Source organism: Vagococcus entomophilus, from assembly GCF_003987595.1.
Classification (GTDB): domain Bacteria; phylum Bacillota; class Bacilli; order Lactobacillales; family Vagococcaceae; genus Vagococcus_E; species Vagococcus_E entomophilus.
This window is the reverse complement of sequence record NZ_NGJZ01000002.1, coordinates 16,118-33,813: the sequence shown is the minus strand read 5'-3', so window position 1 is coordinate 33,813 and position 17,696 is coordinate 16,118. Positions and strand designations below refer to the sequence as shown.

The window sequence follows — 17,696 nt, the reverse complement described above, 5'->3', positions numbered from 1 at the left end:
GAATGTAAAAGTCTAAATTTCTCAAGAGAAATTTAGACTTTTTTAAACTGATTAAGAGTATAGCAAGTTTGCGGAGTAGAAAGGATTAAATTTGACTAAGCAAACCTATCGTAAGACAGTTTTTTTTAGTATAATGAAGAAGAAGCGTCATGCACGATTAACGCTCATTCTAATGCGAATAAAAAGAAGAAAGAGGGATCATTATGTTTAAGCGTGTTCACTTAATAGTTATGGATTCTGTTGGGATTGGCGAAGCACCTGATGCAGAAAAATTTGGAGATGTAGGGAGCCATACATTAGGTCATATAGCTGAAAAAGCGGGTCTAACTATTCCGAATTTAGAAGAATTAGGCTTAGGTACGGTTGAGCCATTAAAAGGAGTAGCCGCTATCAAAGAGCAGCAAGGATATGCGACAAAATTAGAGGAAGTTTCAGTTGGTAAAGATACGATGACCGGTCATTGGGAAATTATGGGACTAAATATTCAAACGCCATTTCGTGTTTTCCCAGAAGGATTCCCCAAAGAACTGCTTCAAAAAATTGAAGAGTTTTCTGGACGTAAAATAGTTTGTAACTTACCGTATAGTGGAACAAAGGTTATTGATGACTTCGGCAAGCACCAGATGGAAACTGGAGATTTGATTGTCTATACATCCGCAGATCCTGTGCTCCAAATTGCCGCTCATGAAGAAATTATTCCATTAGAAGAATTGTATCGTATCTGTGAATACGTTCGTGAAATAACCAAAGATGATCCGTATATGATTGGACGCATCATTGCACGTCCGTATTTAGGTGAGCCAGGAAACTTTACAAGAACAAGTAACCGTCACGATTATGCGCTTGATCCATTTGGCAAAACAGTACTAGATTCTTTAAAAGAAGCTGGAAAAGACGTGTTGGCTGTAGGGAAAATCAATGATATTTTCAATGGTCAAGGAATCACTGAAACTGTTCGTACCAAGAGCAATATGGACGGAGTAGATAAATTATTAGAATTGATGAAGAAAGATTTTACTGGTCTTAGTTTTACAAACTTGGTAGATTTTGATGCATTATTTGGTCATCGTCGAGATGTGGAGGGCTATGCTCATGCAATTGAAGAGTTTGATGCACGCTTGCCTGAAATCTATGCAGCAATGGCAGAGGATGACTTACTACTGATTACAGCAGATCATGGGAACGACCCAACTTTTCCAGGAACAGATCATACAAGAGAGTATGTGCCATTGCTTGCTTTTAGCAAAAAATGTGTAGAAAATGGTGCACTACCACAAGGTCATTACGCAGATATTTCTGCTACCATTGCGGAAAACTTTGGAGTAGCTGCAACTGAAAATGGAAAAAGCTTCTTAAGTCTTTTAAAATAAAAGGAGAAACGTGATGACACAGACATTGAGCGAACAATTAAAAGAAACAGCAACATTTATTCAAAGCAAAGGAATAAAAGAAGTTGAATTTGGATTAATCTTAGGTTCGGGACTTGGTGAATTAGCAGACGAAATTGAAAATCCAATCAAAATTGCCTATGAAGACATCCCTCATTTTCCAGTATCTACGGTGGTAGGGCATGCAGGACAGCTCGTATATGGCGAATTGTCTGGAAGAAAAGTCTTAGCGATGCAAGGACGCTTTCACTACTATGAAGGTTACTCAATGCAAACAGTGGTCTTTCCAGTGCGTGTCATGCATGCTTTGGGTGCAGAATCAATGATTGTTACAAATGCTGCTGGCGGTGTAAATGAAAGCTTTACCCCAGGGAACTTGATGTTAATTACGGATCATATCAATTTTACTGGAAATCACCCATTGATTGGTACAAATGACGAAAATCTTGGACCACGTTTTCCTGATATGAGTAATGCCTATACAAAAGCATACGGCGAGGTAGCCAAATCAGTTGCAAGTAAGTTAGCGATTCCTCTGCAACAAGGTGTCTATATGGGCTTTAGCGGACCAACATATGAAACTCCTGCAGAAATTCGTTTTGCTAGAGTGATTGGTGCGGATGCTGTTGGGATGTCCACGGTAGCCGAAGTCATCGCAGCTGCACATATGGGGATGAAGGTCCTAGGCATTTCATGTATCACCAACTTGGCAGCAGGAATGCAAGCAGACCTAAACCATAAAGAAGTGGTTGAAACTACTGAGCGTGTGAAAGTGGAATTTAAAACGTTAATCAAACAAGTATTAGCTGAATTATAAGGAGGAAATGAAGTGAGTATTCATATTGAAGCAAAAGCAGGCGAAATTGCAGAAACAATTTTGTTACCAGGGGATCCTTTGCGCGCCAAATATATTGCTGAAACTTTTTTAGAAAATGTCACACAATTTAACCAAGTTCGTGGAATGCTTGGATTTACGGGAGAGTATAAAGGAAAGAAAGTTTCTGTTATGGGAACAGGAATGGGTATGCCTTCTATCTCGATTTATGTCAATGAATTGATTCAAAGTTATGATGTGAAAAATTTGATTCGTGTGGGAACCATGGGAGGAATGCAGGCAGACGTGCATGTTCGAGATGTAGTTTTAGCACAAGCTGCTTCGACGGACTCTTCTATGAATCAACAAGCTTTTGGTATCGATTTTGCACCTGTAGCTGATTTTGGTTTACTAAAAACAGCACATGATATTTGTTCAGAAAAAGGAATGGCTGTCAAAGTTGGGAACGTCCTTTCAGCAGACCGTTTTTATAATGAAGAGTTGGATAAAAAGAAATTGGCAAATTATGGAGTACTTGGTGTAGAGATGGAAGCAGCAGCTTTATATACAATTGCTCAAAAATATGGGCGTCACGCACTAGCAGTATTAACAGTTAGCGATCATATTTTTACAGGTGAGGAAACAACTGCAAAAGAAAGACAAACAACCTTCAATGATATGATTGAAGTCGCACTTGAAACCGCACTTGCAATGAAATAAAAGAATAAGGCACATCCAAATGCTTTTTATGCATTTGAGTGTGCCTTTACTTATTTATAATCTAAATACTATTTAGGAGTAGCAAAACCAATAATAGTGCAAATCAATTTTCTCTTCTCTTTTTTTGAGGTATGCTACAGGTACAAACAAGAAAGGATGAGTAGAGTGGATAACTTTCAATTTTTCGCACCAACAAAAATATTATTTGGGGAAAACCAAATTGAGGCATTGCCTCAAGAACTCAGCCAGTTAGGAAAAACCGTTTTACTAGCTTACGGTGGCGGTAGTATCAAGAAAAATGGAATTTATCAGACGGTAAAATCATTGCTTGAAGAGCACTCCTTTCAAGTTATTGAATTAGCAGGAATTGAACCGAACCCACGAGTTGAAACTGTACGAAAAGGAGCAAAACTTTGTCATGAGCATCAAGTAGAAGTGATTTTGGCAGTAGGTGGTGGGTCAACCATTGATTGTGCAAAAGCGATTGCGGCTGCTTATTATTATGACGGAGATCCTTGGGAATTTACCAAAGATCGCTCGTTAATCAAAAAGGCATTACCAGTAGCGACGGTTTTGACAATGGCTGCAACAGGTTCTGAGATGAATGCGGGAGCGGTTATTACTAATTTAGCAACGAATGAGAAACTTGGAACGGGTGCAGCTTGCATGAAACCAAAAGTATCAGTTCTAGATCCAACTTATACCTATTCGGTGCCGCGCTATCAAACGGCAGCTGGGTCGGCGGATATGTTGAGCCATCTCATTGAAAATTATTTCAGTCCTACGACATCAGCTACTTTACAAGATCACCTTGCAGAAGGCATCATGAAAACGGTGATTGAATACTGTCCAAAAGCGCTTAAAGTACCAGAGGATTACGAGGCTCGGGCGAATTTGATGTGGTCTAGTTCGCTTGCTTTAAATGGCTTGACGGGTAGCGGTAAAGCAGGCAGTTGGTCTTGTCATCCAATCGAGCATGAGCTTAGTGCTTACTATGATATTACTCACGGTATTGGCTTAGCCATTATTACCCCGCGCTGGATGGAGTACGTTTTGAATGACCAAACAGTGGACAAATTTGTCCAGTTTGCGACAAATGTCTGGGGAATCCCCTACAACAAGAATAAATTTGAAGTAGCTAAGAAAGGGATACAAGCGCTTTATGATTGCTTTGTTTCATGGGGAATTCCAATGACGTTGCCGGAAGTTGGGATTGATCAAAGCCAACTTAAACTCATGTCGGAGCAAGCGATTCAACATAGTCAACTCAATCGAACGGCGTATGTTCGACTCGAAGCAAAAGATGTCGAAGCCATTTTAATGAATTGCTTTTAGTGGTGAAAGAAAAAAGAGGGTCAAAGAGCAAGCGATTAGTCGTTTGCTCTTTGACCCTCTAAAGTTTCATCCAGTGTGAACAATAGTTATTACTTATTATTTATAACTAAATTATAAGTAATATTTTTTAGATAATGATAAGTCATCGTTCAATTCATAAACAAGTGGTTGACCTGTTGGAATTTCAAGTCCCATAATATCATCATCAGAGATGTTTTCGATATGTTTTGCAAGTGCACGTAAAGAGTTACCATGTGCTGCAACTAAAACTGTTTTGCTATCTAATAAAGCAGGAGCAATTTGATCTTCCCAGAAAGGTAAAGCTCTTTCTAACGTTACTTTAAGGTTTTCACCACCAGGAACGGCGCGGCGATCTAAGTTTGCGTAACGACGATCATTCAAAGCAGAGGCTGGATCTGTTTCATCTAATAATGGAGGTAACGTATCATAAGAACGTCTCCATAATTGGACTTGATCTGCACCATATTTTTCAGCAGTTTCTTGTTTGTTTAATCCTTGTAACGCACCATAATGACGTTCATTTAAGCGCCAAGATTTAATTTGTGGAACCCATAGTTGGTCAGATTCTTCTAATACAAAGTTACATGTCTTGATGGCACGTTTTAGTACAGAAGTAAAAGCAACATCAAATTCAATGCCTGCTTCTTTAACTTTACGTCCTGCTTCTTGAGCTTCTTTCATACCTGTTTCGCTTAGATTAACATCTACCCAACCTGTAAATTGGTTTAAGGCATTCCATTCACTTTGACCATGACGTACAAATACTAATTTTAACATGAGAATCGCTCCTTCATTTAATGGTTTCGAATATTTTGAAACATTACATGTAACATTCTACACCTAACTCATTTTTTTTCAAAGGGTTATCTTGAAATAATCAGAAAATCATCAGTTCTTTTCTTTTTTTACATCTGTTGTAATAATATGATGACCTTTTGCAATGATTGTTTTGGTGACAAAATCAGAAAAAATCCCATGTTCTACTACGCCAGTAAGTTGGCTTAACCAATGACCAAAAGCTTTAGGATCGTCGATTTGTCCAAGATGTAAGTCAATAATATAGTGCCCACTATCAGTAAGGAGAATCTCCCCATCTTGCCTTTGCCGCAATGTGGGTGCCATTTTTTTTTGAGCAAAGAAATGCAGCAACTGTTTACTCCCATAAGGAATGACTTCAATAGGAAGTGGAAATTTCCCCAACTTTTCGACAAGCTTGCTTTCATCGGCAATCCAGATGACTTCTTTAGAGTAGGTCGCCACAATCTTTTCATATAAGAGGGCTGCTCCGCCACCTTTTATCCCGTGATGGTCTGCGCTAATTTCATCTGCGCCATCAATGGTTAAATCAACATATGGGACATCATCAATACTTTTGAGCGGAATATTGAGTTTTTGTGCTTGTACTTTTGATTGCAGAGAAGTGGTCACTCCTGTGATGTGTAAATGTTCTTCTCTTACTCGTCGCCCAAGCTCTTCAATCATGAAAAATGCGGTACTTCCAGTTCCAAGTCCAACAATCATTCCGTCTGACACATAGGATGCTGCTTCAATCCCGACTAATTGCTTTTGATTCATTGCTTTATACCCCCACTTTATTTATAGAGTTATCTTTATTGTAACGGCTTTTCGGTAAAATAGAAAGAGTTGCATACGTTTTCTTTGATGCTGAAGGAGAAGCAGTAAAGACTGATAAGCTAGCAAAGATTGCGATTGATTTAAAGATATGATATGATAAAAAGGAATTGAATATGATAGCAGTCAAAGTGCTTATCCACCAGATGATAGAGGGGTGGAGTAGGTGCTTTTTTTCATGTATACACAACTCCATGATGAAAAAGAAAGGAACTCGGTTATGACAATGTTAACAGAATTTGATACGATTGCAGCCATCTCAACGCCACCTGGTGAAGGAGCCATCAGTATTGTTAGGATGAGCGGAGATCAAGCCGTTGCAATTGCGGCCAAAGTGTACCGCAGTGGGGCTAAAAATCTGAATGAGGTACCTACCCATACCATCCATTATGGGCATATTATTGATCCAAAAACAATGGGTATTGTAGATGAAGTAATGGTTTCAATTCTTCGTGCACCTAAGACGTTTACGCGTGAAGATGTGGTGGAAATCAATTGCCACGGAGGGATTGTTGTGGTCAATCAATTGTTACAATTGCTGATACGTGAAGGTGCTCGTCTAGCGGAACCGGGTGAATTTACCAAGCGCGCTTTTTTAAATGGGCGAATGGACTTATCGCAAGCAGAAGCAGTGATGGATTTAATCCGTGCTAAGACGGATAAAGCTATGCAAGTGGCTTTACACCAATTAGATGGAAATTTATCTACCTTGATTCGAACACTTCGACAAGAAATTTTGCAGACACTTGCCCAAGTAGAGGTCAACATCGATTATCCAGAATATGATGATGTTGAGGAATTGACCACTAAGCTACTACTTGAAAAGGCCAAAGAGGTTCAAACACAAATCAAGCAACTACTGCAAACGGCTAAACAAGGGAAGATTCTTAGAGAAGGTCTTTCAACAGCGATTATTGGACGACCAAATGTGGGCAAGTCTAGTCTGTTGAACCATCTTTTACAAGAAGAAAAAGCGATTGTGACTGACATTGCTGGCACAACGCGTGATGTGATAGAAGAGTACGTCAACGTACGTGGAGTTCCATTGAAGTTGGTAGATACCGCAGGAATTCGGGAAACAGAAGATATTGTGGAAAAAATTGGCGTTGAAAGAAGCCGTAAAGCACTTGCGGAGGCGGACCTTGTACTTCTGGTACTCAATCAAAGTGAAGAGTTGACCGATTCGGATAAAGAATTATTAACACTGACAGAAGGCATGAATCGTCTTGTTTTGATGAATAAGATGGACTTAGAAAGTCGCCTAGACCGAAAAGAGCTGGCTCAATATGTCGCAGCTGAACAGGTTTTAGGTGTTTCGATTTTGACAAGTGCCGGAATTGACCAGTTAGAAGAAAAAATTGCGTCACTCTTTTTTGGGGGAGAAACTGGGGATAAAGATGCGACGTATGTCTCCAATACACGCCATATTGCTTTGCTTGAAGAAGCGGAGCAAGCGCTATCTGAGGTGCAAAGTGGTATTCAAGCAGGGATGCCAGTTGACCTAGTCCAAATTGATATGACAAAATGTTGGGATTTACTCGGTGATATTGTGGGTGATAGCGTCCAAGATGAATTAATTACACAGTTATTTAGCCAATTTTGTTTAGGAAAATAGGAGGAGAAAAAATGCAAACCTATCAAGCAGAAAGTTATGATGTCATTGTTGTCGGAGCTGGCCATGCAGGCTCAGAAGCAGCACTCGCAGCGGCACGTATGGGCTGTAAGACGATGCTGTTAACCATTAATTTAGATATGGTCGCGTTTATGCCGTGTAATCCCTCAGTGGGGGGACCAGCAAAAGGTGTAGTTGTGCGAGAAATTGATGCTCTAGGTGGTCAAATGGGGCGCAATATCGACAAGACTTACATTCAAATGAGAATGTTGAATACCGGAAAAGGACCTGCTGTCCGGGCACTAAGAGCGCAAGCAGATAAGCATGCCTATGCCTCTGAGATGAAACACACGATTGAACAAGAAGAAAATTTGGTCTTGCGGCAAGGGATAGCTGAGGAAATTCTTGTCGAAGAGGGGGTTTGTAAAGGAGTCGTGACCTCAACTGGCGCGATTTATCCAAGTAAAGCTGTTGTGATTACAGCTGGAACCGCTCTTCGTGGGGAAATTATCATTGGCGAATTGAAATATTCATCCGGTCCGAATAATTCGCAGCCTGCTGTGAAATTAGCAGATAGTCTGAAAAAACTTGGTTTTGAAATCGCTCGTTTTAAAACAGGAACACCACCAAGAGTCAAATCAAGTACGATTGATTATACCGTAACAGAAGAGCAGCCAGGAGATACCGCGCCCAACCATTTTAGTTTTTTAACACCAGATAGCGCGTATAATTTAGAACAACGACCTTGTTGGCTGACCTACACCAATGAGCTGACCCATACTATTATTCAAAAAAACTTACATCGGGCACCCATGTTTACAGGGATCGTTGAAGGGGTTGGCGCTAGATATTGCCCATCAATTGAAGATAAAATTGTTCGTTTTAGTGATAAACCAAGGCATCAACTGTTCTTAGAACCAGAAGGTCTTCATACAGAGGAAGTCTATGTTCAAGGACTTTCAACCTCCATGCCAGAAGATGTACAACAAGACATGGTTCACTCCATTGCAGGGCTTGAAAAAGCAGAGATGATGAGGACTGGTTACGCGATTGAGTATGATGTGGTTGTCCCACACCAACTGCGTCCGACACTCGAAACGAAAAAAGTGAAAAACCTTTTTACAGCAGGACAAACCAATGGTACTAGTGGCTACGAAGAGGCGGCGGGGCAAGGACTGATTGCAGGGATTAATGCGGCGCAAAATGTTCTAGGAAAAGAACCATTTGTCATGAAGCGTAGTGATGGCTATATTGGTGTGATGATTGACGATTTGGTCACTAAGGGAACGAATGAACCGTACCGCTTGTTGACCTCTCGGGCAGAATATCGCTTGATTTTAAGACATGACAATGCAGATCTGCGCTTAACAGAACTTGGCCATGAGTTGGGCTTAGTAAAAGAACGGCAATACGAGGCTTTCAAGCTCAAAAAAGTAGCTATTGAAGCAGAAATCAAACGTTTAGAGAGTGTTCGTCTAAAACCAACCAAGGAAATTCAGTTGTATCTAGAAGAAAAAGGCTCTGCTCCTTTAAAAGATGGGATTTTAGCCTCAGACTTTTTGAAACGACCAGAAGTCAGCTATCAAGAATTGACCACATTTTTACCACAGCTTGAAGTGCCTTTAGATCGCCGAGTGGTGGAACAAGTAGAAGTTCAAATCAAATATGAAGGATATATCAAAAAAGCGCAAGAAAAAGTCGACAAAATGAAGCGGATGGAAGCCAAAAAAATTCCAACTAACATTGACTACCAAGCAATCCATGGTCTTGCGACAGAAGCACGTCAAAAACTAGAAAAGATTCAACCCGAAACCCTTGCTCAGGCAAGCCGAATTAGTGGTGTCAACCCAGCCGATATGAGTATTCTGATGGTCTATATCGAACAAGGGAAGATTGCGAAAGTCAAAGAGTAAAAGGCTTGGTATCAAGCCTTTTTTCTTTGTCCTTATTCACGCATATTTTCAGTGAATGCCATACAAGCTAAAATACCCTATACTTCTCGAATTGTCCCGCTTTTTTATTCTGTTTCGATTCGGTTACTTTGATATAAATATCGGTTGTGACCATTGTAGACTTATGACCTAACTTTTTAGAAGCGTCTTTGATATTAGCCCTGCTTTCAAAAAGCAATAAAGCATTGGTTTTTCTGAAATTATGAACTTTGATGATCTTCATATCGGGAAAATGCTCTTTGACCTTTTTCATCACGTTGTTATGAAGATTTACAAAAGATTGGATTCAAGCATTCTTCTAAGTTAAAGAAATCGTTAGGAACATTAGTTAATATTCAGAATGATGAAAAATATGTGTTTGATTCCAAAGGATTGCTAAAATCATATAGTAATAATGGGAATGTGGAATACATTGGAGCAAAGGCAAATGATAAGTATCAACCCAATACAACCAGCCGGACTATGCGAAGGCATTTATGAACCTAGAAGATTATATGCAAGAAGTAGTAGCTAAAGCAAACATTAAAGGAGGTAAGTAGATGAATGCGATTGAACTTGCCACAGTACAGCGTAAAGTGTTAAGCCCTGTATGGAAATATACATTCAAGCATGCTTAGTATGGCAAAAGGGCAGAGAGTGGTAGAATAAACATGTATAAAAAAGGCTAGATAAAAGGAGAAAATGAGACATGGCACGCATTAAATTAACTCCAGATGAATTACGTACATAGAACAGACCGACCAAGATATCGCTTCTCAAATCGGGTAAGATTCGTTACAATGAGCATGAGAATCGGCAGAAAGTAGGTAAGTGATTATCTGCTTTTTTTTATAAAAGGAGTAACCAAATGAAAAAAAAAACCAAAGTTATTACCATTATTGTAGGAGTGATTATTCTAGTTGTTGCAGGTATTGGAGGGAAAATGTATATGGATCACCAGAAGAATGAAGAGAAATTGATAGGCTATCAAAAGATAGCTGCTAAACAAATCAAAAATACATTTGCAGATGTTGAAAAAATTGAATTTGATAAAGATAGTATTGATAGAAATAAACTATCAGGAGATATTGGAATTGATGTTTACATTACTACAAAAAAAGAGAAAGGTCACATTATCCTTACTTTACCTGTAGATAAAAATGACTATAAACTTACTTCATATATTGGAGATTCGCCAAAAGAAGGTAAAACGCAGGAGACTATGAAAGTGTATTTCACCGATAAGACTTCTGAGGAAATGTGATATGTATACAGATAAAGAATTAATTGAATTCAATAGAAGAGTTTATTATGTTGATAAAGGAAAAGGCTCCTATGTGCTACGTGCTAATCCTAAAAAAAGAATGAAACGAATATTATCACTCTGGGTGAGCATAAGTATAAGGTATTAAAAACGAAAGATGACGCTTCAGGAACGGGATTTCAAGGGATGGCAGTTGCCCCCATTACCAAAGAATTCCCCAATGGAGATCCGACACAAGTTGTTGTGGTAGCAGCTGGTACGGAGCCATCTATACGAACCGCAAATGATTTGGTGGGGGCAGCCGAAGGAAAGTTTTTCAAAGAAGGTTCAGGGCAAGTAAAAGCGGCAAATCAGTTTGTAGAAGATGTTCAAAAACAATACTCAATTTCCCAATTAAGTGGCTATTCACAATCTTCTTATATGTTAAAAATGGGAGCAAAGCATGGGATTCCGACAACCGTATTTAATGGCTGGTTTAAATATGACACCTTAAATCAGGAAGAAAAAGATTTTATGGCAAAGCATTCAGACATGTTCATTAATTATCGGCGCAAAAATGATAAAGTTGTAAAGTGGAATGATGGAAATGTTCCATCGAAATACGGGAAAAGCTACGGCACAATTGTTTGGGCTGAAGGAAAAGATCATGATTTATCTGCTTGGAAGGTAGACAAGTCAGGGAATTTAACAGAAGTTGCCCTTCCAGCAAGTCAAAAAGTAGCATATGTTATTGAGGAAGCCAAATCACGGTTAAAAGCAGTTGCATTTTTACGGAAGAAGTTGACTAAAAGTGGAGGGAAGCTTTCTGCAGCCGAACAAATTTATTTGGATAGTGAACAAGCGTCAATCGTGGCAGCAATGTCTTGTGACAAATCGCGAACTTGCGCCCAGTTTAAGTGATGCGGAGATTTTAAGTTTAATGAATGAACGTGGCGCCACCGAAAAAATATTGCGACGGATCCAAAAGAACAATTAGAGAGTTTAGAAAAAACCATATCTAGTGGCAAGAAAGAGTTTAAGGCTTTAGTTAACCAAATTCAAGCGGGAATTGCCAAGCAATTAGAAGCCGATACAGATTTAGCCAATCAGTTGAGGGAATAAGATGGATGACAAAAAGAAAATTTTGCAGAAACAAACAAAATTAGAACAAGAATACGTAAGAGAAAAACGATTATTCGAGCAAAAAATGGAACAGTTAGATGATTATCGTCATCAAGGAATGAATTCCTTAGAAGAACATGCTGAACGAAATCAGTTCTATTTTCGACAAGCTGAACTAGATCAAGAATATTTGAATGAAAGCATGGCTATTTTACGTTATCAAGAAGAAGAGCTAATGGACACATTTCGAGAGTATCAAAAAAGGGCAGAAGAAGCTTTTGAAGATGTAACTCTGACGTATCAGCAAGAGGCCAGGAAATTGGAGGAGGCATACGATGGCAGCAATAGGAAATAGTAGTGCTTTTACTGGACTAGAAGATCCCTTAACAAAGCAGCTAAAAGAAATGCAAAAAGAGCGAGAACGGCAAGCCGTTCGGTCTTCAAGCAGTGGTTTTGTTACGAAAAGTACTACTCTGGTAACAAAAGAAGCAGAAAAAGTAAAAACTGGTATGGCCAGTGTAACAGCGGATCTTGTGAATGTGAAAAAAGAATTTTCATCGATTTTAAAAGGCTCTTGGGGAGAAAAAGTAAATACGCAAGTCGATAAAAGTACTCAAGAATTCAAACAATTAGGTGAGAGTTTATAACAAGATGGTCGAATTACTAGCTAAATAAAGTTTTAGTCGAGAAGTAACGAGATTGTTTTTTTTAGGGTCTATAAAAAACGACACTCGTTTGGATTACCCATAATTGCTTATCGCGGTATTGGATATGAGCATAGTGGAATCATTATGAAACAGCACTTGGCTATGATAAGATGAGGTAACAAACCAGAAATGGTCATTCCACTAATTAACAAAAGAAGAGCGTTGCAACTAATGTCTAAAGCTCAACGAATGATGGGTATAGCTGCTGTTACTGCTCCCGAAATAACTAAAGTACAATTGGAGTGGTGGCTTTTTTGTTTTGTATAGAAAAAATGCTGTTAGCTCTGTATTAAAGGGATTTTGTTAGTATATGTAGCTGTTTTTTTGGATGATGAATAAGATTGGAAAAGAGTATATTATCTTGTAAGGGACATTGAAAGTTTGCATCCATCTTTAATCGCTTGATTATCGTTGATATGAAAGCTTTTTTGATGATTTGGCGTGATTGTCCCAAGTTATGAGTGAAAATAAAGTTAATTTTGTAGTTTTTCTCAAGTAAAAGCCTGAAAAAGAGTAAGCGATGTGTTTTTCCATCTGGAAGGGGAGACTTGTCTTACTTTTCAGATTTCTTGACTAAATGATTTGACGAATCGCAAAACTAGGCGTAAACTAACATTAAGAATTGATTAAAAACGAATGAAATAATAGATGTTGAAGAGAAGAGTAGCGAACAAATACAGGAAAGAGAACCCGGATGGTGAAAAAGGGAACTGGATGAAGTCGTGAAGATGAGCTCTGAGTATTCAAGGGATTCACGTTGCTTGAACGGTAGTGACCGTTATCTCACCAGGTATCCCAGTCAATTGGTGTACCGTTGAGGTATTGTCTGTAAGGATGATACAAATGAGGGTGGTAACGCGAAAGCATTCGTCCCTTTGTTTATCGGCTAAACGATAGGCAAAGGGACGGATGCTTTTTACATTAAAAATTATTGGAGGAATATGTGATGACAAACACGGTACAAGCATTTACTAAAAGAAAGACCTCTCCTTTTCGTTATGATATTGTAGGGAGTTACTTACGCCCAGAGGCTTTAAAAGAAGCACGAGTGGCTTATGAAGCTGGAAAAATTGATGCAGCAGCCCTTAAAAAAGTTGAAGATACTGAAATTATTCGCTTAATTCAAAAACAAGAAAAAGCTGGCTTAAAGGCTGTGACAGATGGTGAGTTTCGTCGTAGTTGGTGGCACTTAGATTTCTTTTGGGGATTGCAAGGGATTGCGTTTCATGTACCAGAAAAAGGCTATCAATTTCACGGAGAAGAGACACGTCCAGGAACCGTAACGATTACTGGAAAAATATCTGGAGAAAATCATCCATTTGTGGAGCATTTTAAATTTACACAAGCGCATACCTCAAAAGAAGTAGAGGTAAAACAAACAATTCCAGCGCCAGCCCAGTTACTTGTGGAATTATTGCGTCCAGATAATATTGAAAATGTCCGCAAATTTTATCCGACAGACGAAGCCTTATTTGCAGATATTACCAGCGCGTATCAACAAGTTATCTTTGACTTATACAAAGCGGGAGCACGCACGATTCAATTGGATGACTGTACGTGGGGCGTTTTAGTAGCACCGTTACCAGAAGGTTTTATTGATGATGACGGGAAAGATGAAAAGGAAGTTCGCAAAGAGCTTAAACAGTTGTATCTTTCTATTAACAATGCAGCGATTAGTGTTTTACCAAAAGATTTAACCATCAATACACATGTATGTCGTGGAAATTATCATTCTACATGGGCGGCAGCTGGTGGCTATGAAGATGTTGCGACTCCTTTGTTTACGGATGAAAAAGTTCATGCCTACTATTTAGAGTATGATAGTGATCGTTCGGGTGGTTTTGAACCATTGCAATACGTATCCGAAGATAAATTGGTAGTGCTTGGTCTAGTAACGTCTAAGTCAGGAACCTTAGAAAATCGTCAAGCTGTGATTGATAGAATACATGAAGCAGCGCAGTATGTGCCGCTTGATCGCCTATGTTTGAGCACTCAATGTGGGTTTGCATCCACTGAGGAGGGAAATATCTTGACGGAAGCACAACAATGGGGCAAAATTGAATTTGTAAAATCCATTGCTGAAGAAGTATGGGGAAAAGAATAAAAAAGAGGAGTGTGTCAGAATGGCAGAAGTCGAAAGTTTCACTTTAGACCATACCAAAGTAAAAGCACCGTATGTCCGTTTAATTTCAGAAGAAAAAGGAAAAAGTGGCGACGTTATTTCAAATTATGATTTACGCTTTGTTCAACCAAATGAAAATGCAATTCCTACAGCAGGTTTACATACAATTGAACATTTATTAGCAGATTTATTACGTGACGAAATGTCAGGAATTATTGATTGTTCTCCTTTTGGATGCCGTACTGGTTTCCATTTGATTACATGGGGAGAGCACTCGACAACTGAAATCGCAGTAGCGCTAAAAAAGGCCTTGAAAAAAATTGCCGATGAAATTGAATGGGAAGATGTTCAAGGAACAGATATCGTGAGCTGCGGAAATTACCGCGATCACTCTTTATTTTCTGCAAAAGAATGGGCAAGAAAAATAGTGGAAGATGGGATTAGTGACCAACCATTTGAACGTCACGTCGTATAACTATGAATAATCGCTAGGAGAGCTAGTGGTAAATAACAGTTTGTATCACAAAGTCCTGTAAATATGGAAAAAATAAAAAAAGAAGGTTGAGGGTCCATGTCAATTTATGAGTATCAAGTGCAAAACGTTGAAAGACAAACGGTTTCGTTAGAGCGCTATAAGGGAAACGTGCTTTTAATTGTCAACACGGCTACTGGTTGTGGTTTTACCCCTCAATATGAAAGCTTGGAAGGCTTATATGAAAGGTATCAAGAGCAAGGGTTTGATATTTTAGATTTTCCTTGTAATCAGTTTGGGCATCAAGCGCCAGGTACTGACCAAGAAATCACACAATTTTGTCAGTTAAAGTACCATACAACATTTGAAACCTTTGCTAAAATTGAAGTGAATGGCCCCAATGAAAGTCCATTATATACATTCTTAAAAAAAGAAAAAAGTGGTCTGCTCGGTGGAAAAATAAAATGGAATTTCACCAAATTTTTAGTAGATCAAAGTGGTGCTGTAGTGAAACGTTATGCGCCCAATGTAGATCCGTTGAAAATTGAAAAAGATATTCAAAAACTCTTATAAAAATCAAGTAGATGCAAAACAAAAGCGTGTATTGCTTTTGTTTTGCATTTTTTTAATAGCGGATTTGTCTTTTTGGGGATTGTTTTGTATACTTATATGTAAACGGTTTCTCGGGAAGGAAAGCAGATATGCGAATAGAAAAAATTCAATTAGATCAGATAAGAAATACAGAATTGACGGTTTATTTACAAGAGGAATCGGTAGAATTGGCTGCGATAAAAAAACGTCCAGGAATGCTTATCTTTCCTGGAGGAGGCTATGAATTTTGTAGTGATCGAGAAGCAGAGCCAATCGCGCTGCAGTTTTTAGCAGAAGGATACCAAACCTTTGTTTTACGGTATAGTGTCGGAAAGTTTAAAAATTTCGAGCAAGCATTTTTAGAAGCAGAACAAGCACTTGCTTTAATGCACAAGCAAGCGGATAGCTGGCACCTTGATACAGAAAAAATTGGTGTGATTGGCTTTTCTGCGGGAGGACATCTGGCAGCTGCTTTAGCTAATCTGGGGAGGATTCGTCCTAGTGCTGCTATTTTGGGCTATGCAGCACTCTTACCAACAATGGCTGAGCAGATGGGGCTTCAAGCTCCCAATCTATTAGCAGCTATTAGTCCTAAAACCCCACCTACTTTTTTATTTGCTACCGATGAAGATTCGCTAGTCCCGATTGAAAATACAATTATATGCCAAAAGGAGCTTGCAGCAAATGCGGTTCCTTTTGAAGCGCATATTTTCCAGAAAGGAGGCCACGGACTCTCATTAGGAAAGCCTGTGACAGCAAATGGAACAAACACGAATGTGGCGACTTTCCGATAAGGGCGGAGATTCCTCCGAAAAGATAGTGGTGCAGCTTGTCTTATTGGCACTATAAGATTAATGGATGGGGAACGAGGGGCTGATGTTTTGACAGCTTGTTCGTTCAACCATTTGGACCGGTAATTCAATTTTTAGTGGAATATCTTGTCCATTTTCAATTTGGTCCAGTAGTATTTTGATCGAAATTTTTCCTAATTGTTGAGTAGGTATTTTACAAGTAGTAAGACTGGGTAAAAAGTATGCTGCTTGTTCATTTTCTTCTAAGCATAGTACTGAGAGGTCTTGTGGAACAGAAATATTGTGCTCATTTAAAATCTTGAGTGCGCCTAGTGCTATTGGAAGATTTTCACAAACGATTGCGGAAAAAGGCAGACTGTTACATACTATTTTTTCTTTTAGTGCTTCATAAGCACTGGCGGCATCTGCTTGACACTCGATACTAAATTCATTCAGTGTGTCAGTGCCAAATTTTTCTTTGATGTTTGGCGCGTAAACTTGCTTATACGAGGCGTTTTCCACTGTTCCCAAATAAGCAATTTTTTTATGTCCGTTTGCATGGAGATAACGTAGTGCCTTTGTTGTAGCGGTAGTAAGCAAACTTATAACTTGGTTGTAGGCATCCTCAACGGGAGTCAGACCTGTACAAACGAGTAAGGGAATTTGTTTTTGGATGGCAGCAAGTGTGTCAGGAGTGAAGTTTCCTAGCACAATCGCACCTAGACTATTTTCTTGTAAGAAACGCTCTTGAAGCTCGTCGTCCGTTTCTGTATTTTTAACTAATAGGGTTGCAAATGTGTAATCAGTATGCGCTAATGTCTCTTTTAATGAAAGGCGGATAGAATTAAAAAAGGTTTGTGCCAAGGGACTAGCGCAATCTTCCATAATGCAGAGAATTTTGTTTGTTTGTTTTGCTCTCTTTGCGGGCGTGGTACTAGCCATTTTTAAAGACCGGGCTACAGGGTTGGGAACATAGTTGTATTTTTTGACTAACGCCCAAATTTTTTCTTGTACTTGAGGACTAGCGGCATTTTTTTGTGTCCGATTGACAACTCTAGAAACTGTGGAAACTGCAACACCAGCCTCTTTAGCGATATCTTTTAATGTAATTTGTCTTTCCATGATATGTTTCACTCCATTCAGTTCATTTATTATTATAAAGGAAAATCCATTTTAAAGCAATCGTTTGCGTAAA

Annotated in this window: 17 protein-coding genes; 14 read left to right on the top strand and 3 right to left on the bottom strand. The window is 39.0% G+C overall.

Annotated features, from left to right (window positions below):
* The first annotated feature begins 203 nt into the window (after positions 1-203).
* The 4 genes from deoB to CBF30_RS06175 all read left to right on the top strand — a co-directional run bounded on the left by deoB (position 204) and on the right by CBF30_RS06175 (position 4,257).
* Entirely contained in the window at positions 204-1,370 is a 1,167-nt protein-coding gene (gene deoB, locus CBF30_RS06190) for a phosphopentomutase (protein WP_126823888.1), read from the top strand.
* A gap of 13 nt (positions 1,371-1,383) precedes the next feature.
* The gene (locus CBF30_RS06185) at positions 1,384-2,205 is read left to right on the top strand and encodes a purine-nucleoside phosphorylase (protein WP_126823886.1); all 822 of its coding nucleotides are present in this window, start codon (positions 1,384-1,386) and stop codon (positions 2,203-2,205) included.
* Positions 2,206-2,217: 12 nt separating this feature from the next.
* Positions 2,218-2,922 carry a purine-nucleoside phosphorylase gene (deoD, locus tag CBF30_RS06180; protein WP_126823884.1) on the top strand — a complete coding sequence of 235 codons (705 nt, stop codon included), beginning with the start codon at positions 2,218-2,220 and terminating at the stop codon, positions 2,920-2,922.
* A gap of 165 nt (positions 2,923-3,087) precedes the next feature.
* Positions 3,088-4,257, top strand: coding sequence for an iron-containing alcohol dehydrogenase (locus CBF30_RS06175; protein WP_126823882.1), 1,170 nt, complete (start codon positions 3,088-3,090; stop codon positions 4,255-4,257).
* 111 nt (positions 4,258-4,368) lie between these two features.
* On the opposite strand, the gene gpmA is transcribed toward CBF30_RS06175, so the two are convergent.
* Positions 4,369-5,055, bottom strand: a complete 687-nt coding sequence (gene gpmA / locus CBF30_RS06170) for a 2,3-diphosphoglycerate-dependent phosphoglycerate mutase (RefSeq protein ID WP_126823880.1) — start codon at positions 5,053-5,055, stop codon at positions 4,369-4,371.
* Between the two features lie 111 nt (positions 5,056-5,166).
* Positions 5,167-5,853, bottom strand: a complete 687-nt coding sequence (rpiA, locus tag CBF30_RS06165) for a ribose-5-phosphate isomerase RpiA (RefSeq protein ID WP_126823878.1) — start codon at positions 5,851-5,853, stop codon at positions 5,167-5,169.
* 277 nt (positions 5,854-6,130) lie between these two features.
* Here rpiA and mnmE point away from each other — a divergent pair, with 277 nt between their 5' ends.
* From mnmE to CBF30_RS06105, 10 genes are all read left to right on the top strand, one after another.
* Positions 6,131-7,525, top strand: coding sequence for a tRNA uridine-5-carboxymethylaminomethyl(34) synthesis GTPase MnmE (gene mnmE, locus CBF30_RS06160; RefSeq protein ID WP_126825503.1), 1,395 nt, complete (start codon positions 6,131-6,133; stop codon positions 7,523-7,525).
* A gap of 11 nt (positions 7,526-7,536) precedes the next feature.
* Positions 7,537-9,435 carry a tRNA uridine-5-carboxymethylaminomethyl(34) synthesis enzyme MnmG gene (gene mnmG / locus CBF30_RS06155; RefSeq protein WP_126823876.1) on the top strand — a complete coding sequence of 633 codons (1,899 nt, stop codon included), beginning with the start codon at positions 7,537-7,539 and terminating at the stop codon, positions 9,433-9,435.
* Between the two features lie 886 nt (positions 9,436-10,321).
* A complete protein-coding gene (locus CBF30_RS06145; RefSeq protein WP_126823872.1) occupies positions 10,322-10,717 on the top strand; it encodes a hypothetical protein in 396 nt (131 codons plus the stop codon).
* Between the two features lie 186 nt (positions 10,718-10,903).
* On the top strand, positions 10,904-11,617 hold the full coding sequence (locus tag CBF30_RS11965; RefSeq protein WP_245975033.1) for a hypothetical protein: 714 nt from the start codon (positions 10,904-10,906) through the stop codon (positions 11,615-11,617).
* A 202-nt stretch (positions 11,618-11,819) separates the two neighbouring features.
* Positions 11,820-12,173 (top strand): hypothetical protein, encoded by a 354-nt coding sequence (locus CBF30_RS06130; RefSeq protein ID WP_126823864.1) that lies wholly within the window; start codon positions 11,820-11,822, stop codon positions 12,171-12,173.
* Positions 12,154-12,465 carry a hypothetical protein gene (locus CBF30_RS06125; protein ID WP_126823862.1) on the top strand — a complete coding sequence of 104 codons (312 nt, stop codon included), beginning with the start codon at positions 12,154-12,156 and terminating at the stop codon, positions 12,463-12,465. Before CBF30_RS06130 ends, CBF30_RS06125 begins: the two co-directional genes overlap by 20 nt.
* 1,006 nt (positions 12,466-13,471) lie before the next feature.
* Positions 13,472-14,629, top strand: a complete 1,158-nt coding sequence (locus CBF30_RS06120; RefSeq protein ID WP_126823860.1) for a 5-methyltetrahydropteroyltriglutamate--homocysteine S-methyltransferase — start codon at positions 13,472-13,474, stop codon at positions 14,627-14,629.
* 19 nt (positions 14,630-14,648) lie between these two features.
* Complete coding sequence (locus CBF30_RS06115; RefSeq protein ID WP_126823858.1) at positions 14,649-15,122, top strand: S-ribosylhomocysteine lyase; 474 nt, start codon at positions 14,649-14,651, stop codon at positions 15,120-15,122.
* A 96-nt stretch (positions 15,123-15,218) separates the two neighbouring features.
* A complete protein-coding gene (locus CBF30_RS06110) occupies positions 15,219-15,692 on the top strand; it encodes a glutathione peroxidase (protein WP_126823856.1) in 474 nt (157 codons plus the stop codon).
* Between the two features lie 128 nt (positions 15,693-15,820).
* A complete protein-coding gene (locus tag CBF30_RS06105; RefSeq protein ID WP_126823854.1) occupies positions 15,821-16,504 on the top strand; it encodes an alpha/beta hydrolase in 684 nt (227 codons plus the stop codon).
* A gap of 57 nt (positions 16,505-16,561) precedes the next feature.
* Here the strand turns inward: CBF30_RS06105 and CBF30_RS06100 are convergent, their stop codons facing one another.
* Entirely contained in the window at positions 16,562-17,623 is a 1,062-nt protein-coding gene (locus CBF30_RS06100) for a LacI family DNA-binding transcriptional regulator (RefSeq protein WP_126823852.1), read from the bottom strand.
* Between the last annotated feature and the right edge of the window lie 73 nt (positions 17,624-17,696).

Excerpts from the sequence above, each read along its gene's own strand:
- rpiA (WP_126823878.1), bottom strand. The coding sequence starts at position 5,853 with ATGAATCAAAAGCAATTAGTCGGGATTGAAGCAGCATCCTATGTGTCA.
- mnmE (WP_126825503.1), top strand. The coding sequence starts at position 6,131 with ATGACAATGTTAACAGAATTTGATACGATTGCAGCCATCTCAACGCCA.
- deoB (WP_126823888.1), top strand. The coding sequence starts at position 204 with ATGTTTAAGCGTGTTCACTTAATAGTTATGGATTCTGTTGGGATTGGC.
- mnmG (WP_126823876.1), top strand. The coding sequence starts at position 7,537 with ATGCAAACCTATCAAGCAGAAAGTTATGATGTCATTGTTGTCGGAGCT.
- CBF30_RS06110 (WP_126823856.1), top strand. The coding sequence starts at position 15,219 with ATGTCAATTTATGAGTATCAAGTGCAAAACGTTGAAAGACAAACGGTT.
- gpmA (WP_126823880.1), bottom strand. The coding sequence starts at position 5,055 with ATGTTAAAATTAGTATTTGTACGTCATGGTCAAAGTGAATGGAATGCC.
- CBF30_RS06105 (WP_126823854.1), top strand. The coding sequence starts at position 15,821 with ATGCGAATAGAAAAAATTCAATTAGATCAGATAAGAAATACAGAATTG.
- CBF30_RS11965 (WP_245975033.1), top strand. The coding sequence starts at position 10,904 with ATGGCAGTTGCCCCCATTACCAAAGAATTCCCCAATGGAGATCCGACA.
- CBF30_RS06185 (WP_126823886.1), top strand. The coding sequence starts at position 1,384 with ATGACACAGACATTGAGCGAACAATTAAAAGAAACAGCAACATTTATT.
- CBF30_RS06100 (WP_126823852.1), bottom strand. The coding sequence starts at position 17,623 with ATGGAAAGACAAATTACATTAAAAGATATCGCTAAAGAGGCTGGTGTT.
- CBF30_RS06115 (WP_126823858.1), top strand. The coding sequence starts at position 14,649 with ATGGCAGAAGTCGAAAGTTTCACTTTAGACCATACCAAAGTAAAAGCA.
- CBF30_RS06145 (WP_126823872.1), top strand. The coding sequence starts at position 10,322 with ATGAAAAAAAAAACCAAAGTTATTACCATTATTGTAGGAGTGATTATT.
- CBF30_RS06130 (WP_126823864.1), top strand. The coding sequence starts at position 11,820 with ATGGATGACAAAAAGAAAATTTTGCAGAAACAAACAAAATTAGAACAA.
- CBF30_RS06120 (WP_126823860.1), top strand. The coding sequence starts at position 13,472 with ATGACAAACACGGTACAAGCATTTACTAAAAGAAAGACCTCTCCTTTT.
- CBF30_RS06125 (WP_126823862.1), top strand. The coding sequence starts at position 12,154 with ATGGCAGCAATAGGAAATAGTAGTGCTTTTACTGGACTAGAAGATCCC.